The 17,743-nt window shown below is 39.4% G+C and carries 13 protein-coding genes and 5 tRNA genes; 17 read left to right on the top strand and 1 reads right to left on the bottom strand.

What is annotated here, in order from left to right:
* Nucleotides 1-90 precede the first annotated feature (90 nt).
* Nucleotides 91-1,548, bottom strand: a complete 1,458-nt coding sequence (locus AACQ49_RS16175; RefSeq protein WP_004252266.1) for an aminoacyl-histidine dipeptidase — start codon at nucleotides 1,546-1,548, stop codon at nucleotides 91-93.
* A gap of 352 nt (nucleotides 1,549-1,900) precedes the next feature.
* Here AACQ49_RS16175 and gpt point away from each other — a divergent pair, with 352 nt between their 5' ends.
* From gpt to AACQ49_RS16260, 17 genes are all read left to right on the top strand, one after another.
* Entirely contained in the window at nucleotides 1,901-2,362 is a 462-nt protein-coding gene (gene gpt, locus AACQ49_RS16180; RefSeq protein WP_004244790.1) for a xanthine phosphoribosyltransferase, read from the top strand.
* A gap of 232 nt (nucleotides 2,363-2,594) precedes the next feature.
* On the top strand, nucleotides 2,595-3,845 hold the full coding sequence (gene frsA, locus AACQ49_RS16185; protein WP_004247395.1) for an esterase FrsA: 1,251 nt from the start codon (nucleotides 2,595-2,597) through the stop codon (nucleotides 3,843-3,845).
* Between the two features lie 71 nt (nucleotides 3,846-3,916).
* On the top strand, nucleotides 3,917-4,318 hold the full coding sequence (gene crl / locus AACQ49_RS16190; protein WP_012367569.1) for a sigma factor-binding protein Crl: 402 nt from the start codon (nucleotides 3,917-3,919) through the stop codon (nucleotides 4,316-4,318).
* A gap of 112 nt (nucleotides 4,319-4,430) precedes the next feature.
* Nucleotides 4,431-5,534 (top strand): glutamate 5-kinase, encoded by a 1,104-nt coding sequence (proB, locus tag AACQ49_RS16195; RefSeq protein WP_004247396.1) that lies wholly within the window; start codon nucleotides 4,431-4,433, stop codon nucleotides 5,532-5,534.
* Between the two features lie 11 nt (nucleotides 5,535-5,545).
* Nucleotides 5,546-6,799, top strand: coding sequence for a glutamate-5-semialdehyde dehydrogenase (proA, locus tag AACQ49_RS16200; RefSeq protein ID WP_049201001.1), 1,254 nt, complete (start codon nucleotides 5,546-5,548; stop codon nucleotides 6,797-6,799).
* 144 nt (nucleotides 6,800-6,943) lie between these two features.
* Nucleotides 6,944-7,456: a shikimate kinase AroL gene (gene aroL / locus AACQ49_RS16205; RefSeq protein ID WP_161779172.1), complete on the top strand. Its 513-nt coding sequence runs from the start codon at nucleotides 6,944-6,946 to the stop codon at nucleotides 7,454-7,456.
* A 103-nt stretch (nucleotides 7,457-7,559) separates the two neighbouring features.
* Nucleotides 7,560-9,719 (top strand): bifunctional acyl-ACP--phospholipid O-acyltransferase/long-chain-fatty-acid--ACP ligase, encoded by a 2,160-nt coding sequence (gene aas / locus AACQ49_RS16210; RefSeq protein ID WP_080978924.1) that lies wholly within the window; start codon nucleotides 7,560-7,562, stop codon nucleotides 9,717-9,719.
* The gene (lplT, locus tag AACQ49_RS16215) at nucleotides 9,719-10,921 is read left to right on the top strand and encodes a lysophospholipid transporter LplT (RefSeq protein ID WP_004252263.1); all 1,203 of its coding nucleotides are present in this window, start codon (nucleotides 9,719-9,721) and stop codon (nucleotides 10,919-10,921) included. The genes aas and lplT overlap by 1 nt, the downstream gene beginning before the upstream one ends.
* Nucleotides 10,922-10,953: 32 nt before the next feature.
* A complete protein-coding gene (gene pncC, locus AACQ49_RS16220) occupies nucleotides 10,954-11,460 on the top strand; it encodes a nicotinamide-nucleotide amidase (RefSeq protein ID WP_012367572.1) in 507 nt (168 codons plus the stop codon).
* 107 nt (nucleotides 11,461-11,567) lie between these two features.
* A complete protein-coding gene (gene recA, locus AACQ49_RS16225; RefSeq protein ID WP_004247401.1) occupies nucleotides 11,568-12,635 on the top strand; it encodes a recombinase RecA in 1,068 nt (355 codons plus the stop codon).
* A gap of 900 nt (nucleotides 12,636-13,535) precedes the next feature.
* Nucleotides 13,536-16,163 carry an alanine--tRNA ligase gene (alaS, locus tag AACQ49_RS16230; protein WP_004244779.1) on the top strand — a complete coding sequence of 876 codons (2,628 nt, stop codon included), beginning with the start codon at nucleotides 13,536-13,538 and terminating at the stop codon, nucleotides 16,161-16,163.
* Nucleotides 16,164-16,380: 217 nt separating this feature from the next.
* Nucleotides 16,381-16,569 carry a carbon storage regulator CsrA gene (gene csrA / locus AACQ49_RS16235; RefSeq protein WP_004244778.1) on the top strand — a complete coding sequence of 63 codons (189 nt, stop codon included), beginning with the start codon at nucleotides 16,381-16,383 and terminating at the stop codon, nucleotides 16,567-16,569.
* 465 nt (nucleotides 16,570-17,034) lie between these two features.
* Nucleotides 17,035-17,127: transfer RNA gene (locus tag AACQ49_RS16240), tRNA-Ser, on the top strand.
* Between the two features lie 9 nt (nucleotides 17,128-17,136).
* Nucleotides 17,137-17,213 (top strand) — tRNA-Arg (locus tag AACQ49_RS16245).
* Between the two features lie 89 nt (nucleotides 17,214-17,302).
* A tRNA-Arg gene (locus AACQ49_RS16250) sits at nucleotides 17,303-17,379 on the top strand.
* 51 nt (nucleotides 17,380-17,430) lie between these two features.
* Nucleotides 17,431-17,507, top strand: a tRNA-Arg gene (locus AACQ49_RS16255).
* A gap of 43 nt (nucleotides 17,508-17,550) precedes the next feature.
* Nucleotides 17,551-17,627: transfer RNA gene (locus AACQ49_RS16260), tRNA-Arg, on the top strand.
* The last annotated feature ends 116 nt before the right edge of the window (nucleotides 17,628-17,743 follow it).

Here is a 17,743-nt window from a genome sequence, read left to right on the forward strand (position 1 = left end):
TTATAAGGTGGGTTGGGAATAAGTTATAGGGAGATAAAATAACAAAAAACCCGCTTATTAAGCGGGTTTGATAACTATTTTTAAGTAGAATTATTTAGCTGGGATCGCTTTTAAAATAGCAGTCAGTAATTGCCAGTATTGACCTACACTCTTAATGTGTACTCGCTCATCCGGTGAGTGTGCACCGCGAATAGTTGGCCCAATAGAGACCATATCCATATCTGGATAAGGTTTTTTAAATAGACCGCACTCAAGACCTGCATGGATCACCATAATATTTGGCACTTTATCAAATAGTTGTTGATAAGTGTCACGTACTAAGTGCATAACCGGTGAATCCGCATCAGGTTTCCAGCCAGGATAACCACCTTTGGTTTCGATATCTGCTTGAGCAAGTTTGGCTAATGCTGTCAGCATGCTAACAACATAAGTTTTACCGCTATCAATCAGAGAGCGAATTAAACATAGGATTTCTACTTTATCGTCAACAATACTCACTACACCGACGTTTAATGAGGTTTCAACCACACCTTCCACATCATCACTCATGCGGATAACACCATTTGGCATGGCATTAAGTAAATTGATAGTGCGAGATTGACAATCAGCAGTAAATACTGGTTTTTCGGTGCTAGTATCTGTTAATTCGATAGCTAGATTTTTTTCAGCAATGGCTAATTCACTTTTTAATAGCGCTTCAAATTCTGTGGTAATGCTATTTAATTGAGTCGCTTTATCCGCAGGAATAGCAAAAATAATATGCGCTTCACGAGGGATAGCATTACGCAGTGTACCACCATGGAAATCAATTAATTTTAGTGCTAATTCATCCGCATGTTCAGCAAGGAAACGCGCTAATAATTTGTTTGCATTACCTAAACCTAAATGAATATCACCACCTGAGTGGCCACCATTTAGGCCTTTTAGTACCAGTTTTTTGACGATATGGTTTGCAGGAATAGCTTCATAAGTGAGGTCTACCGTGGTTTTAACATCAATACCACCGGCACAACCCATATAGATTTCGCCTTCTTCTTCTGAGTCTGTATTAATCAGAATATCTGCTTGTAACCAACCAGGCTGTAGTCCAAAAGCACCATCCATTCCAGTTTCTTCTGTCATGGTTAACAATACTTCTAAGGGGCCATGTTTAACAGTATCGTCAGCTAATACAGCAAGTGCAGAAGCCATACCAACACCATTATCTGCACCTAATGTGGTGCCTTTCGCTTTTACCCATTCACCATCAATATAAGGTTGGATAGGATCTTTGGTAAAGTCGTGTTCGGTATCGTTATTTTTTTGTGGCACCATATCTAAGTGCGCTTGTAAAACGACTGTTTTACGATCTTCCATACCTTTGGTGGCAGGTTTACGGATTAAAATATTTCCTACCGCATCGCGCTCTACAGATAAACCTTTTTCTGTCGCCCAAGCCATAATGTGGGACGCTAAGGCTTCTTCATGGTATGAAGGGTGTGGAATTGAACAAATTTTTGCAAAAATATCCCATAATGGTTGTGGGGATAGAGTAGATAGTTCAGACACGATGGATCTCCTCTAACAGCATCTGTGTTATGAATAGCCTACCGCTTTCTTAAGGGTTAGCTTTATTATTCTGAGCGTTATTCGCCAAATATAATTGAGAATATCACTTTCTTTTGATGAATGCGTCATTCTCTTACGTATCTATCTAATAATTTGGATTTCTGTGTTGGTGTTCGCTTTTTTATTGCGTATTTTTTAGACAAAAAAAACACATATCAGGAAAAATGAGGATTATCTCGACCATTTTTATGTTTTCTCTGGTTTTTGAACGCTCAAATCACTATAATCTCGCGCAACCTTTTTTCCGCAAAAAAGCTTCTCTCGAATTTCAAGTAGCTAGGATCACAATATTATGAGCGAAAAATATGTTGTAACGTGGGATATGTTGCAAATACATGCCCGTCAATTGGCACAACGTTTGTTACCAGTCGAACAATGGACAGGCATTATTGCCGTCAGTCGTGGTGGATTAGTTCCTGCCGCATTACTTGCTCGTGAATTGGGTATCCGCCATGTGGATACTGTCTGTATTTCTAGCTATGATCATGACCATCAACGTGACCTCAAAATCTTAAAAAAAGCAGAAGGTGATGGTGAAGGTTTTATCGTTGTTGACGATTTAGTTGATACAGGTGGCACCGCAAAAGTTATCCGTGAAATGTATCCGAAAGCACATTTTGTCACTATCTTTGCTAAGCCAGAAGGGCGTCCGTTAGTTGATGATTTTGTGGTTGATATTCCACAAAATACCTGGATTGAACAACCTTGGGATATGGGCGTTATGTTTGTTCCCCCTGTTTGTGATAAAAAATAATTTATCTTAATCAATTAATCCAAATATATTGATAAAATCCTCGTTTATTGAACTGACCCCAGTTCCTATGCGAGGATTTTTTATATCGGCTTTATTTTTGATGATCTTACGCTTTTCCTATCTCTTCGTGCTGATGTTGATCTGCTATTCCACTGTAGAAGTGAAATCCATGTTATGATATGAGCAGAATTTTGAGCCTCATTATACGATACACACTGATTTGAAGAGTGATATGGCAAATAATACAAATCTTTCTGAAACGTTATTTAAACCTCGTGCTAAACATGCGGAAACCTCAACGTTAATACAGTACACACACCCTAAATCTAATATTGATTCGTACTCTGTACTTAATGGGATGAGCCAGCAAAATTGGTATCGCACAATTCAACGTCTACAGTGGATCTGGCGAGGTATTTCCCCCATAGAGATCGAAGAAGTATTAAGTCGCATTGCTATTTTTGATGCGCCACGCAGTGATGATAAATTTATTGATACAGTCGTTGGTTATCGACGTGGCAACTGGTCATTTGAATGGTCTCATCAAGCAATGATTTGGCAACAAAAAGCGTTACGAGAGACCTCAGAGGAAGCAGCCGCTGATTGTTGGTTACGAGCGGCAAACCTTTATAGCATTGCTGCTTATCCATTTATTAATGGCGATTTTCTTGCTGATCAAGCGGTAGTATTGGCGATGAAAGCTTTTGAAAATGCCATGAAATTCTCTTCATTTGAAGTAAAAAAACTGACGTTTAAATTAACAGGTAAAGGAACTACCAGTGGATTTTTACATCTACCTAAAGGGTGTAAAGGACCTTATCCAACAGTCATTTTTTGTGGTGGGTTAGATAGTTTACAAAGTGATTATGTTAACTTTTTTAGGCGCTACTTATCACCAAAAGGTATCGCGATGTTAACCGTAGATATGCCATCTATCGGTTATTCTGTTAAGCAGAAACTCAGCGAAAATACCTGTCAATTGCATGGCGATATTTTACAGCAGTTGGGAGATATTCCATGGATTGATCACACTCGAGTGGGCGTAATGGGATTTCGGTTTGGTGCCAATATTGCGGTGCGTTTAGCCTATCTTTATCCAAAATTGATTAAAGGTGTTGTGGCATTAGGGCCATTAATTCATGCCTTTTTTACTCAAGCGGAATTACAGAAGAAAATCCCCATTATGTATCTTGATGTACTGGCGAGCCGCTTAGGATTATTAAATATAGATGAAAACAATCTCAGACTATCGTTAAGTAGTTATTCACTGAAAAACCAAGGGTTGATTGGTCGTCGTATGCCAGTGCCGATGATGAGTGTTTATTGGAAAGGGGATGAAATTAGTCCTAAAGAGGATTCGCAGCTCATTGCTCGCTCTTCTATGGATGGCGATATAGTAGAAATAAAAGAAAAACCACTTTATAAAGGGCTTGAACAGGCATTAACTAAAAGCGCAGATTGGATCTATGCTAAATTAATATAAATAATTTCAAACAATAACTTGCTAATTATAATAGATTATATAACAGTAGAGGTGATAAGGAGACTGAATTTATGACTTCATCTTTGCACCCTACCCGAGGTAAGTTATTAAAACGTTTTGCTCAAATAGGACCTTATATCCGTGAGCAACAATGCCAAGAAAGCCAGTTTTTTTTTGATTGTTTAGCTGTTTGTGTAAATAAGAAAGTCACACCAGAAAAACGAGAGTTTTGGGGCTGGTGGATGGAACTTGAACGTAATGGTGAACAGTTAATTTATTATTACCAAGTTGGCCTATTCGATAAAAATGGCGATTGGGTTAATCAAGTAATAAGTAAAAAAGATGTGATTGAATCAATACATGAAACACTTATTCGTTTTCATGATTTTCTACAAGCGGCGGTAAGTGAATTAGAGATGACGCTAGTTCCAGATGAAAAAATGAGCAATTTTCCTCTTCCCCTTAAGCCCTAATTTTGTGTTAGGGCAACTTTTCATAGATTTTGCGTTATGTCAGTTGGCATAACGCTTCTCTCCTGATAAAACAGTGTATGATCTTTTAAATCAACAAAAAATGGTAAATGTTATGAGTAGCAGCCAAACGCTGGTTGTTAAATTAGGGACAAGTGTACTGACTGGTGGTTCACGACGTCTGGATCAGTCTCATATTGTAGAGCTGGTTCGCCAATGTGCAAAACAACACGAAAAAGGGCACCGGATAATTATTGTCACGTCGGGAGCAATAGCGGCAGGGCGTGAATATTTAAACTACCCCGATTTGCCCGCAACAATAGCATCTAAACAACTGTTAGCCGCTGTGGGGCAAAGTGCTTTAATTCAGGTATGGAAGCAGCTATTTGCTATTTATGGTATTCATATTGGGCAAATGTTATTAACTCGCGCGGATATAGAAGATAGAGAACGTTTTTTGAATGCGCGTGATACACTGCATGCATTATTAGATAACAAGATTATTCCTGTTATCAATGAAAACGATGCCGTTGCTACTGCAGAAATAAAAGTAGGGGATAACGACAATCTTTCGGCATTAGCTGCCATTTTAGGTGGCGCTGATAAACTCCTGTTACTTACTGATATCGAAGGTCTATATACGGCCGATCCTCGTAGCAATCCGGATGCGAAGCTTATTCCTGAAGTTTTTGATATCAACGATGAATTACGTCAAATGGCCGGTGATAGTGTCTCTGGTTTAGGTACTGGAGGTATGGCAACTAAGTTACAAGCGGCCACTGTTGCAGGGCGTGCTGGTATTGACGTTGTTATTGCCGCCGGTGTTAAGCCTGATGTTATCAGTAAAGTTATTGATAATGAACCTGTCGGAACACTCTTTCATGGTTTAAAAAGCCCCCTTGAAACGCGTAAACGATGGATTTTTGGTGCTCCAGTCGCAGGGGTTATCATTGTTGATAATGGGGCTGAAAAGGCGATTAAAGAGCAGGGTAGTTCTCTTTTACCTAAAGGTATTAAAGAAATTAAAGGTGACTTTTCTCGAGGGTGTGTTATCCGCATTCAAAGTTTGCAAGGAAAAGATCTTGCTCATGGTGTCGCGCATTATAATAGTGATGCGCTACGCTTAATTGCGGGGCACCATTCGCAAGAGATTAGTCAAATTTTAGGCTATGAGTATGGTAGTGTTGCGGTTCACCGTGATGATATGATTGTGAGCTAGGGAGTATAAATATGTTAGAACAAATGGGAAAAGCGGCGCGAGAAGCTTCTTGGCACTTAGCTCAGCTATCAACCGAACAAAAAAATCAGGCACTGTTAGTCATCGCTGATTTATTAGAACAGCAAGAAGCCATTATTCTTGCTGCTAATGAAAAAGATATGGTTGCGGCACGAGAGTCTAATATTAATGCTGCAATGCTTGATCGTTTATTACTCACATCAGAACGTTTAAAAGCGATCGCTGCTGATGTTCGCCAAGTTTGTCATCTAGAAGATCCTGTAGGTCAAGTGATAGATGGTCGTTTATTAGACAGTGGCTTACGTTTAGAACGCCGCCGAGTCCCTTTAGGGGTTGTTGGCGTTATTTACGAAGCTCGTCCAAATGTGACTATAGATGTAGCATCTTTATGCTTAAAAACAGGGAATGCGGCTATTCTCCGTGGCGGAAAAGAGACTCACCATACTAACCAAGCCGTTGTCGCGGTGATCCAGCAAGCACTAGAAACATGCGCTATTCCTGCGGCTGCTATTCAAGCTATCGATAAGCCAGATCGTGAATTAGTCGCAAAAATGCTAAAAATGGATGAGTATATTGATATGCTTATTCCTCGAGGTGGTGCAGGATTACATAAGTTATGTCGTGAACAATCCACTATTCCTGTGATCACGGGGGGGATTGGTGTTTGTCACACCTTTGTTGACGAAAGTGCTGATTTAGACCAAGCATTAAATGTTATTATTAATGCTAAAGTACAGCGTCCAAGCGCATGTAATTCGTTAGAAACGTTATTGGTACATGAAGCTATTGCGGAGAGTTTCTTACCTCAATTAAGTGATGCGATGGCAGCACAAAAGGTTACTTTGCATGCCAGTCAACGCGCTATAACTGCATTGAAAAAGGGACGTGCGACGGTCGTCGATGTGACTGAAGCAGATTATTGTGATGAATGGCTATCACTGGATCTGAATGTTGAAGTCGTTAATGATTTAACGGCGGCAATTGCTCATATTCGCCAATATGGTACCGCGCACTCAGATGCTATTTTAACGCAATCTATCAGTCATGCTGATCGCTTTGTACGCCAAGTTGATTCTGCTGCGGTATATGTGAATGCTAGCACACGTTTTACAGATGGTGGACAGTTTGGCTTAGGTGCTGAAGTAGCGGTGAGTACACAAAAGCTACATGCACGAGGCCCTATGGGATTAGATGCTCTAACCACCTATAAATGGATTGGTTACGGCGACAATACATTACGTCGCTAATAATCCCTTAAATAGCTAAGCCATACTTTCATAAAGTGTGGCTTTATTTTTTTGTATTGTGAGGTATGATACTTAATACTTTACACATTGTAAATTTTAGATTACACCCATTTAGCAGGTTAACACAGCGGAGAGAGTGCATTTATGGAAAGTACAATTTACCTTATAGGACCTAGAGGTGCAGGAAAAACAACAGTAGGTAAAGCGCTTTCTCTATCTTTAGATTATCAATTTATTGATACAGATAATTGGATAACAGATAAATATCAACAAACTATTTCTTCTATGGTTGAAGCGGAAGGTTGGGATGTCTTTCGCCAACTTGAATCAGGTGCGCTTATTCAAGTTAGCCAACCTAACCAAGTTATTTCAACGGGGGGAGGGATAGTGTTGGCAGAAAAAAATCGTGTTTATATGAAAAATTCAGGTGTAATTGTTTATTTACAAGCTTCACTTGAAACTTTAGTTGAGCGTTTATCTCAAGATCCTAATGAGGCACAAAGACCTAGCTTGACGGGAAAAACATTAGTTTCAGAAATACACGATGTTTTAATTAAGCGTGAGCCTTTATATATGCAATGCGCAGATATTATTGTTGATGCTGGATTATCTATTAATGATATTATTGAGGTCATTCTCGCAAAACTCGCTAAATAATTAGGAAGTTGTCCTATATAAAGACGAAAACAAAAGACAACTATTTTATTTTCATCATATCCTATTTATAGTAAGGCTAATTATAGCAAAATGAGATATGGATATGATGTTGATAGCGTTTTTTAAAACACTATTTAAATTCTTATTTCGAGTAAGAATTGAAGGACTAATTAATCAGTTTTCACAATATGAAAAATGCATTATTACGCCAAATCATACATCGTTTATTGATGGTATATTATTGCGTTTATTTTTACCGATTAACCCTGTCTTTGCTGTTTACACCTCAGTGGCTAATGCCAAACATACCAAATGGCTCAATCGTTATGCGGATATTGTTCCTTTAGATCCCGCTAATCCAATGGCGGTTCGCCAATTAGTTAAAGAAGTCGATAAAGGCCGTCCTGTTGTTATTTTCCCTGAAGGGAGAATTACGGTAACTATTGGTTTGATGAAGATTTATGAAGGTGCTGCGTTTATTGCTGCTAAATCAGGGGCAAAAGTTATCCCTGTTAGAATAGAAGGTGCTGAATTTAGCTACTTTTCTCGAGTGCGTAAAACGTTAAATATAAAAGCAAAGCTCTTTCCTAAAATCACAATAAAAGTGCTACCTGCGGTTGATTTACCTATGCCTACAGCGGAAAAATCAGCAGAGCGCCGTCGCTTATCGGGAGAAAAGCTCCGTGATATTATGATGGATGCTATTATGCAAGCACGTCCTAATATCACGCTCTATGAGGCATTTTTACAAGGAATGTCTCAGTTTGGTCGTTTCAGTCCTCTTATTTCAGATATTAATATGAAAGAGGATAGTTATCAGGGCCTATTGAAAAAAATGTTAGGTGTTAGTCGTATTATTGAACGCTATACCGAGCCTAATGAACGAATTGGCCTTTTACTTCCTAATACTACCGTTACGGTTGCGGCTTTATTTGGGGCAACGATGCGCCAACGGGTTGTGGCGATGCTTAACTATACTGCGGGTAGCTTAGGTGTACAAAATGCCATGAAAGCGGCATCCATTAAAACGATTTTTACTTCACGCCAATTTTTAGAGAAAGGAAATTTATTACATATTCCAGAACAGACTCCGGATGCAAACTGGGTTTATCTTGAAGATCTCAAAGATAGCATTACTAGAGAAGATAAACGCTGGATTGCACAGCACTTACTCACTCCTCATAAAGCGATGTTAGCGCAAAAATCGACGGACGCAGCAGTTATCTTATTTACTTCTGGATCTGAAGGCACACCGAAAGGTGTCGTTCATAGCCACTCCAGTTTATTGGCGAATGTAGAGCAAATTCGCGCTATTGCTGACTTTTCACCCAGAGATAAATTTATGGCTGCATTACCGTTATTCCATGCTTTCGGTTTAACGGTAAGTGTATTAGCACCTATCTGCTTAGGGGCACGAGTATTCCTCTACCCAAGCCCACTACATTATCGTGTAGTACCTGAATTAGTGTATGACCAAAATTGTACAGTATTATTTGGTACTTCAACTTTCTTAGGCAATTATGGCAAATTTGCTCATCCTTATGATTTTGCTCGACTAAGATATGTGGTTGCAGGGGCGGAAAAACTGTCCGAATCGACACGAGTATTATGGCAGGATAAATTTGGTATTCGTATTTTAGAAGGTTATGGGGTCACTGAATGTGCTCCTGTTGTCTCCATTAATGTACCAATGAGTGCTAAGCCATATACCGTGGGGCGTTTATTACCAGGCATGGAAGGGCGTTTAATTCCTATAAGTGGTATTACGGATGGTGGAAGATTACAACTGCGTGGTCCTAATATCATGCTTGGCTATTTGCGCGTTGAGTCCCCTTATAAATTAGAACAGCCTACAGCAATAAATGCCGAAGGCATCGAAGAAGCGGGTTGGTATGATACGGGAGATATCGTTGCTATTGATAGCGAAGGTTTTTGCACTATTAAAGGGCGTGTAAAACGTTTTGCAAAAATAGCAGGAGAAATGGTTTCTCTTGAAAGTGTAGAGCAATTAGCGGCTAAAGCCTCGGAAGGCAACCATGCTGTGGTGGCGGTAAATGATCCACGTCGAGGTGAGTCATTAGTGCTTTTTACCACCGATAAGCAACTTGATCGCAGTATGTTATCGGCATTAGCTAAATCCACTGGTGTGGCAGAAATTGCGGTACCAAAAGATATTCGTTTTCTCAAAGAAATTCCTGTTTTAGGAAGTGGCAAAACGGATTTTGTCTCGTTAAAGCAACTCGCTGAACAGGAAAATAATTAATGTCAGAGAATATAAGTCAGCCCCCATTACTGAGTAAGGGCATGAAAGCAGTATTATTATCACAGTTTCTTTCTGCATTTGCGGATAATGCTTTGTTATTTGCCATACTCGCTCAATTTAAATCAGCACTTTATCCAGAATGGAGCCAGCCTATTTTACAAATGGTGTTTGTGCTGGCTTATATTCTCTTAGCTCCTTTTGTTGGACAAGTTGCCGATCGCCAGCCTAAAGGTAGGGTGATGCTTACTGGTAATGCGTTAAAATTTGCCGGTGCTTTTCTTATTTGTATTGGAACCGATCCATTCTTAGGTTACGCCTTAGTGGGGATCGGCGCCGCCATTTATTCGCCTGCTAAATATGGTATTTTAGGTGAGTTAACCGATGGCGAGCGTTTAGTCAAAGCAAATGGCTTAATGGAAGCATCAACTATTGCGGCAATTTTATTAGGCTCTGTGATTGGTGGGCTTCTTTCCGATTGGAGCATTATCTTAGCATTAGCTGTCTGTGCGACAATGTATGCTTTGGCTGTATTGGTTAACTTTAGCATTCCCAAGTTATCACCTGCTCAAATAGGTCGAGGCTGGAATATTAAAAAAATATTCAATCAATTCTTAGCTGCTTGTGGCTCTTTATGGCGAGATAAAGAGAGCCGTTTTTCTCTGGTAGGAACAAGTATGTTTTGGGGGGCCGGCGTCACATTGCGTTTTCTATTAGTGCAATGGGTGCCAATAGCTTTGGGAATGACTGATAATACAACACCAACAATATTAAATGCGATGGTGGCGATTGGTATCGTGATTGGCGCTGGTTTAGCCGCTAAGTTTGTCACATTAAAAACGGTCCGTCGTTGTATGCCTGCCGGGGTTTTAATTGGCTTAGGTGTTGTTTACTTCTCATTACAAACCACCATTATTCCAGCCTATTTTATCTTAGTTGTTATTGGCATTTTTGGTGGCTTCTTTGTTGTACCATTAAATGCTTTGCTACAAGATAAAGGAAAGCATAGTGTGGGAGCGGGGAATGCCATTGCTGTACAAAATTTAGGTGAGAATACCGCAATGTTACTGATGCTAGGTTTGTTCTCGCTAGTCACCAGTATGGGTATTTCCGTTATTACAATTGGTATTGGCTTTGGTGCTATCTTTGCGCTAGCAATTGGTGGATTATGGTTGTGGGATTGCACAAGAAAGAGAGCTGAATAACGTTAATTGAGAGTCGAGGTGAAACAACCTTCATGATAAATAATGATGAAATGACCCATCTGAGCATTGAAGTCGGTCAGGCACTGCTAAAACGAAAAAAAACGTTAACTACTGCAGAATCATGTACTGGAGGATGGATTGCAAAAGTCATTACTGATATAGCAGGTAGCTCAGATTATTATCATCGAGGTTTTGTGACTTACAGTAATCAAGCTAAACATGACATGATTGGTGTAGATGAGCAAACATTGTCTGATTTTGGTGCCGTGAGTGAACAAGTTGTCTGTGAGATGGCAAAAGGGGCATTGCTAACAGCAAATGCAGACTATGCTGTATCGGTTAGTGGTATTGCAGGTCCCGGCGGCGGTAGTGAAGAGAAGCCCGTTGGTTTAGTTTGGTTTGGCTTTGCAATAAAAACCCCAGAGGGGCTTCGAGTGGTTGCTAAACACTGTATTTTTAGTGGATCACGAGAGGAGGTGAGAGCCCAATCTGTGATTTTCTCTTTAAAATCAATTCTTAAAGAAATTATTAATAATTAACTTGATACTGTATGATTATACAGTATAATGAGTTTCAACAAGCAAAATCATATACGTTTTAATGGTAGTGACCCATCTTTATGCTTCACTGCCCAGAGGGAGATAACATGGCTATTGATGAAAACAAACAAAAAGCATTGGCCGCAGCACTTGGTCAAATTGAAAAGCAATTTGGTAAAGGTTCTATCATGCGTCTGGGCGAAGACCGTTCCATGAACGTAGAAACTATCTCTACAGGATCTTTATCATTAGACGTTGCTTTAGGTGCAGGTGGATTGCCACGTGGCCGTATTGTTGAAATCTATGGCCCTGAATCTTCTGGTAAAACAACCTTGACTCTACAAGTTATTGCCTCTGCTCAGCGTGAAGGAAAAATTTGTGCATTTATTGATGCTGAACATGCATTAGACCCAATTTATGCTCAAAAGCTAGGTGTCGATATCGATAATCTACTCTGCTCTCAACCTGACACAGGTGAACAAGCACTGGAAATTTGTGATGCATTATCTCGCTCTGGTGCGGTCGATGTTATTGTCGTGGACTCCGTGGCAGCATTAACACCAAAAGCTGAAATTGAAGGTGAAATTGGTGATTCACACGTTGGTTTAGCCGCACGTATGATGAGCCAAGCTATGCGTAAACTAGCGGGTAACCTTAAAAACTCTAACACACTACTGATTTTCATTAACCAAATTCGTATGAAAATCGGTGTTATGTTTGGTAACCCAGAAACCACGACCGGTGGTAATGCGCTTAAATTCTATGCTTCTGTTCGTTTAGACATTCGTCGCATTGGCTCTGTCAAAAATGGTGATGAAGTCATTGGTAGTGAGACTCGCGTTAAAGTTGTTAAAAATAAAGTGGCTGCACCGTTTAAACAAGCTGAATTCCAAATTATGTACGGTGAAGGTATTAATACCTATGGCGAACTGATTGATTTAGGTGTTAAACATAAGTTAGTAGAGAAAGCAGGTGCTTGGTATAGCTACAATGGCGAAAAAATTGGTCAAGGTAAAGCTAACGCAACCAATTACTTAAAAGAACATCCTGAAATGTACAATGAGTTAAACACTAAATTGCGTGAAATGTTGTTAAATCATGCTGGTGAATTCACAAGTGCTGCGGATTTTGCAGGTGAAGAGTCAGACAGTGATGCTGACGACACAAAAGAGTAATTAGCTGGTTGTCATGCTGTTTGTGTGAAAATAGACCTTAAATCATTGGCTATCATCACGACAGCATCTCATTGAATAACTTGTTTGTATAAATTTTATTCAGATATCAAAGGAAGCCTTAAAAAAGCTTCCTTTTTGTTTTATGTAAAAATTAACCACTCAGTGGTAGTGAAAAATTAGTTTATTTTTCACTGTTTTTCTTTTTTTTTGCAATTTATTACTATTTTATCAGCAATAACAATATTTTTATCTTTGGGTGGTTTTACACTATGTAAGTGTTTATATAGTGAAGATTTGGTGATGTATTCTATTGGTTATTTATAACATCATATTTCTTTTACATGTTTGAAAAAATAGCATTAAAATAAATTGTTAGCATTTATCTATATAGATAATCAATCTCTTTGACTACGAGAGAAATGGATTTTTGCTACTTTATTATTTTAAATTTATCAGTAAATATATTTAGTTAAATGATTCTGGCGGGATTTTATTCAGAAAAATTAAATATGTAATGGGAATATTGGCTTTTTTTGATAATACAGATTTAGGATAGCTGTTGCGAGCAAATGAGCAAAATGCTATTGATAATAAACTAAAAATGACGAAAAAATTATTTAATAGTTTTATTATGAAATTATCGTCATTACCTTCTCATATCTTACAAAATTCGCCTCGATTTGGTTAAAACGACCTATCTTGAAGTATGTTGCTACTTTCAGAAAACTACTAGACGATTTACAATGTCAACTCGAATAAGTTTATCGGGGGTTTTACTTCTGAGCGAAGAAATTCTATCTTATCCCTACTTATGTATTCGTTGGCTAAGTAGAGGTAAAACTAAACCTCCTCTAACTAGATTTCTAATTTCTGTTTTTCCAGCTTGATTTCGGGATAATTATGAGCAAAAGCACCGCTGAGATCCGTCAGGCGTTTCTCGACTTTTTTCATACTAAAGGACATCAAATAGTACCAAGCAGTTCTTTGGTTCCAAATAATGATCCAACATTGCTGTTTACAAACGCAGGGATGAACCAATTTAAAGATGTATTTCTTGGATTGGACAACCGACCTTATTCCCGAGCGACAACCGCGCAACGTTGTGTGCGCGCGGGTGGTAAACATAATGATTTAGAAAATGTGGGTTATACAGCACGTCACCATACATTTTTTGAAATGTTAGGTAACTTTAGTTTTGGTGACTATTTCAAACATGATGCAATTAACTTTGCCTGGGAATTATTAACTGGCAAAGAGTGGTTTAACTTACCTAAAGAGAGACTTTGGGTAACCGTTTATGCCACTGATGATGAAGCTTATGATATCTGGAATAAAGAAGTCGGTGTTCCAGCTGAGCGCATTATTCGTATTGGTGATAATAAAGGCGCACCATTTGCTTCAGATAACTTCTGGCAAATGGGAGATACGGGGCCTTGTGGTCCATGTACTGAGATATTTTACGATCATGGTGATCATATTTGGGGGGGACCGCCAGGGACACCTGAAGAAGACGGTGATCGCTATATTGAGATCTGGAATATCGTCTTTATGCAGTTCAACCGTAAATCAGATGGTACGATGGATCCATTGCCGAAGCCTTCTGTTGATACGGGAATGGGATTAGAGCGTATTACTGCTGTACTACAGCATGTTAACTCTAACTATGATATTGATTTATTCCGCGCACTCATTAAATCCGTTGCTGAAGTGACTAATGCGACAGACTTAGCAAATAAATCATTACGTGTGATTGCCGACCATATCCGTTCTTGTTCTTTCCTTGTTTGTGATGGTGTCATTCCTTCTAATGAAGGTCGAGGCTATGTGCTACGTCGTATTATCCGTCGTGCTGTACGCCATGGTTATATGTTAGGTGCGAAAGATACTTTCTTCTATAAACTCGTTGCACCGCTTATTGATGTAATGGCTGAAGCCGGTAAAGAACTTAAGAATCAACAAGAAATCGTTGAAAAAGTACTTAAAACGGAAGAAGAGCAGTTTGCACGTACTTTAGAGCGCGGTTTACAATTATTAGATGAAGAGCTAGAAAAATTAACCGGTGATACTTTAGCGGGTGAAACGGCTTTCCGTCTTTATGATACATATGGTTTCCCATTAGATTTAACTGCGGATGTTTGCCGTGAAAGAAATATCAAAGTTGATGAAGAAGGCTTTGAACTGGCAATGGAAGAGCAACGTAAACGTGCTCGTGAATCTAGCGGTTTTGGTACTGACTATAACGAACTGATTAAAGTCGATAGTCGCAGTGATTTCTCAGGTTATGACCATAATGAGCAACAAGGTACTATTAATGCGATTTTCCATAATGGTCAAACAGTCACTGAGCTTAAAGCAGGTGAAGAAGGGATTATCTTCTTAGATAAAACGGCTTTTTATGCTGAGTCTGGTGGCCAAGTAGGTGATAAAGGTCTTCTGATTGGCAAAGATAGCCAGTTTGAAGTTACCGACACGCAAAAATATGGCAAGGCTATTGGTCATATTGGTAAAGTCATTTCTGGATCTTTTATTGTTAATCATAAGATCAATGCAGTTATTGATGTGGCTCGTCGTGATGCTATTCGCTTAAATCACTCAGCAACGCATTTATTGCATGCGGCATTACGCCAAGTATTAGGCACTCATGTTACCCAGAAAGGCTCTTTAGTTAACGATAAATATCTGCGTTTTGACTTCTCTCACTTTGAAGCAGTAAAACCAGAACAGTTACGTGAAATTGAAGACATTGTTAACGCGCAAATCCGCCTTAACTCGCCGGTTGTCACCGAGTTAATGGATCTTGAAGATGCGAAGCAAAAAGGTGCGATGGCACTCTTTGGTGAGAAATATGAAGAACGTGTTCGTGTTTTAACCATGGGGGATTTCTCAACTGAACTTTGTGGTGGTACTCACGCAGCCAGAACGGGTGATATTGGTCTATTCCGCATTATGAGTGAATCAGGGACTGCGGCCGGTATTCGCCGAATTGAAGCGATTACGGGGGCTACAGCGATTGAAAGTGTTCATGAGCAATCGGATCTGATTTCTCTTGTGGCACATGCACTTAAAAGTGATGGTAGTAATTTAGTTGAGAAAATTAAAACGGTTCAAGAAAAATACCGTTCATTAGAAAAAGAACTTCAACAACTGAAAGATCAGCAAGCAGCTCAAGAAAGCTCCTCGTTAGGAAGCCAAGCTAAGAATGTGAAAGGTATCAAACTTTTAGTTCGTGAACTGAATAATGTTGAACCAAAAATGTTAAGAACAATGGTTGATGATTTAAAAAATCAATTAGGTTCAGCAATAATTGTACTTTCTACTATTTCTGATGGTAAAGTGAGCTTAATTGTCGGTGTGACTAAGGATTTGACTGCTAAAATAAAAGCAGGTGAGCTAATTAGTTTTGTCGCTCAGCAAATCGGTGGTAAAGGTGGTGGTCGCCCTGATATGGCACAAGCTGGTGGTACAGATGTTGAAGCGTTACCCGCTGCTTTAGCGAGTGTTGACGAGTGGGTAGAATCGCATCTTTAAGCGATAGCTACCTGAAAAAGCGTTATCCCTAGTTTTTAGGGGTAACGCTTTATGTAATATTGACAATCCGTTAAATAATCAATCACAAAATTTATATTTTGTTATGAAGTATGGGCTATATGTGATAAATAATGATTATACGAATTGACAATGTATGATGGATAATGGCCGGGAAATTCTAGAGACCCGACTCTTGTAAATTTTCAAGGAGCAAAGAATGCTTATTCTAACTCGTCGAGTTGGTGAAACGCTTATGATAGGCGATGATGTAACCGTAACCGTTTTAGGGGTTAAAGGTAATCAGGTACGTATTGGCGTAAATGCCCCCAAAGAAGTATCTGTCCATCGTGAAGAGATCTATCAACGAATTCAGGCCGAGAAAACTCAGCCCACAGATAACTACTAAGCAATCTCTTATTTTTAGCTAGTTACCCTTTCTTCGTAAGCGTCCACACTTTTGCCGGGTCTGGGCGCTTTTCTTTTCTATAGAACTTTCCATTTTCTTTCTCGTTCTTCACCTCGCTCTTTTGAACTGTATTTATTATTACACTATCCGCTTATTCTGATTGACAGAATTGAAAGTCTTTTTACTGCTTATCATTCGATTCATAATTATTAGTAGGGGGAATAAAATTATTCGTCGATGAGATAAAATGCTTGAATGATTTTTCATCAGCGATATCATGGTATTCAGTTCTTTTTTAGCCTTTCTTGCTGATAAACGCATCAGTTTGTTTGTGAAGTGTTCAAACGAACCTATATTCGTAAAAAGTTGAGAAAAATTGTTTGACTTCTCAGGCTGAGAAAGTAATATGTGCGCCACACAGAGACGAGATGTTCACAAAGAACTTCTTCGAGTGGTTCTAAATATGGTGAGATGGCCGAGAGGCTGAAGGCGCTCCCCTGCTAAGGGAGTATGCGGTCAAAAGCTGCATCGAGGGTTCGAATCCCTCTCTCACCGCCATTTAGATTTGCATCCTTAGCTCAGCTGGATAGAGTACTCGGCTACGAACCGAGCGGTCGGAGGTTCGAATCCTCCAGGATGCACCATATTCCAACCCCATGATTAAATGTATGGGGTTTTTATTTTGGTGCAAATAGTGAATAATTTGCATTAAAAGAGTAAAATTAAACAACGTGCATCCTTAGCTCAGCTGGATAGAGTACTCGGCTACGAACCGAGCGGTCGGAGGTTCGAATCCTCCAGGATGCACCACTTATTTCTCGACATTGCACAATGTAATGTGAGAGGCAAAAAGATAACGACGCATCCTTAGCTCAGCTGGATAGAGTACTCGGCTACGAACCGAGCGGTCGGAGGTTCGAATCCTCCAGGATGCACCATCTTTTTATAAAGTTAGCTTATCTTAGTTAAATTAGTACGACTGCATCCTTAGCTCAGCTGGATAGAGTACTCGGCTACGAACCGAGCGGTCGGAGGTTCGAATCCTCCAGGATGCACCATCTTTAAAGCCTCGCTTATCGCGGGGCTTTTTGCTTTTTCTCTTTCCTGCATTGTTTATATCTTATCGATTTGTTTCGCATCAACTAATAACGCCGATATCATCTAATCAGCGACA

The organism is Proteus sp. G2675 (assembly GCF_963886535.1).
Taxonomy (GTDB): domain Bacteria; phylum Pseudomonadota; class Gammaproteobacteria; order Enterobacterales; family Enterobacteriaceae; genus Proteus; species Proteus mirabilis.

Excerpts from the sequence above, each read along its gene's own strand:
- gpt (WP_004244790.1), top strand. The coding sequence starts at position 1,901 with ATGAGCGAAAAATATGTTGTAACGTGGGATATGTTGCAAATACATGCC.
- lplT (WP_004252263.1), top strand. The coding sequence starts at position 9,719 with ATGTCAGAGAATATAAGTCAGCCCCCATTACTGAGTAAGGGCATGAAA.
- proB (WP_004247396.1), top strand. The coding sequence starts at position 4,431 with ATGAGTAGCAGCCAAACGCTGGTTGTTAAATTAGGGACAAGTGTACTG.
- alaS (WP_004244779.1), top strand. The coding sequence starts at position 13,536 with ATGAGCAAAAGCACCGCTGAGATCCGTCAGGCGTTTCTCGACTTTTTT.
- recA (WP_004247401.1), top strand. The coding sequence starts at position 11,568 with ATGGCTATTGATGAAAACAAACAAAAAGCATTGGCCGCAGCACTTGGT.
- csrA (WP_004244778.1), top strand. The coding sequence starts at position 16,381 with ATGCTTATTCTAACTCGTCGAGTTGGTGAAACGCTTATGATAGGCGAT.
- frsA (WP_004247395.1), top strand. The coding sequence starts at position 2,595 with ATGGCAAATAATACAAATCTTTCTGAAACGTTATTTAAACCTCGTGCT.
- proA (WP_049201001.1), top strand. The coding sequence starts at position 5,546 with ATGTTAGAACAAATGGGAAAAGCGGCGCGAGAAGCTTCTTGGCACTTA.
- crl (WP_012367569.1), top strand. The coding sequence starts at position 3,917 with ATGACTTCATCTTTGCACCCTACCCGAGGTAAGTTATTAAAACGTTTT.
- aroL (WP_161779172.1), top strand. The coding sequence starts at position 6,944 with ATGGAAAGTACAATTTACCTTATAGGACCTAGAGGTGCAGGAAAAACA.
- aas (WP_080978924.1), top strand. The coding sequence starts at position 7,560 with ATGATGTTGATAGCGTTTTTTAAAACACTATTTAAATTCTTATTTCGA.
- pncC (WP_012367572.1), top strand. The coding sequence starts at position 10,954 with ATGATAAATAATGATGAAATGACCCATCTGAGCATTGAAGTCGGTCAG.